The sequence below is a fragment of the Roseomonas chloroacetimidivorans genome, assembly GCF_049629625.1.
Lineage (GTDB): Bacteria > Pseudomonadota > Alphaproteobacteria > Acetobacterales > Acetobacteraceae > Roseomonas > Roseomonas chloroacetimidivorans.
In genome coordinates this window covers 1-1023 of sequence record NZ_JBNBZS010000297.1, presented here as the reverse complement: position 1 = coordinate 1023, position 1023 = coordinate 1, and the positions used below count along the sequence as shown (strand labels likewise).

Annotated in this window: 2 protein-coding genes; both read left to right on the top strand. The window is 64.5% G+C overall.

Annotated features, from left to right (window positions below; translation table 11 throughout):
- Positions 1-328 (top strand): integrase core domain-containing protein (locus ACO1BU_RS37570; protein WP_424140935.1); only part of this gene is annotated, 328 nt, incomplete at its 5' end.
- Between the two features lie 153 nt (positions 329-481).
- Entirely contained in the window at positions 482-757 is a 276-nt protein-coding gene (locus ACO1BU_RS37565; RefSeq protein WP_424140934.1) for a hypothetical protein, read from the top strand.
- Positions 758-1023 lie beyond the last annotated feature (266 nt).

Below are 1023 nucleotides of genomic sequence, written 5' to 3'. Positions count from 1 at the left end.
CCGGCATGGGCGGCCTGAGATCTTCAACAGCGATCAGGGCAGCCAGTTCACCTCACCGCGGTTCACCGGCGTGCTGCAACGGGCTGGGGTGCGCATCTCCATGGATGGACGGGGACGCTGGATGGACAATGTCTTCATCGAGCGGCTCTGGCGCAGCCTGAAATACGAGTGCGTCTATCTGCACGCCTTCGAGACCGGCTCGGAGATGCGGGCCGGGCTCACAAAGTGGATCGGCTACTACAACGCCGGACGCCCACACAGCTCCTTGGCCGGGCAAACCCCCGACGAGGCATATGAGGCAGGCGAGATGGAGAGATTGGCGGCCTAACGAAAACCAGAGCCGAGCCTATCCAGGCCGCCAAACTGTCCGGCCGATGGGGACCACCTCAGCAGATCTGGCCCCGACACGGCATGCGGGAGCGGAGCGTGTGGCAGCCTCATGCGCAGAGCGCTCCTGATCTGCAGGAAGCGGTGGAATGGGGTGTACGACATGCTGCGGACTGAGGCGGGCCTTTCCCAAGCCGACCGGAAAGCGATTGCCCGGTTCGCCGCTCACCTGCCGCGCGCCTGGCTCCACATGCCGGTCACGCCTGACGATGCGGCCGGAGTCGCCTGGCTGGGTATGGGCACGAAAGTCTGGCGAATTGAGCGCCACGGCGAACGTATGGTGCTGCTCAGGGAGCATAGCGCGGCCGCTCCGGTCGCCGTGAGAGAGCCATTGGACCTTTTGGTCCATCTGGAACGCGCTTGCGCGTAACCCGCGTTATGCAGTGAATGCGTCTCGAACTTGCGTCTGGAGCATGGGCCATAAAGCGGCACGAAGGCATTGCTTGCTTCCGTAGGCCAGCTTCGACGCGCTTGCCCCGTTTCTGGACCAGCGGAGACGATGCGTACCCGCAGCGGATGAGGCCCGGGTCGCAGGCCGACCCGGTGGGATTCGGCCGAGCTGGACGCGATCTCTGCCAGATCCTTTCGAACGGGTGCTCGTCGGTTGCAGCGTTGAGGTGGACAGGTCCGCGGTCT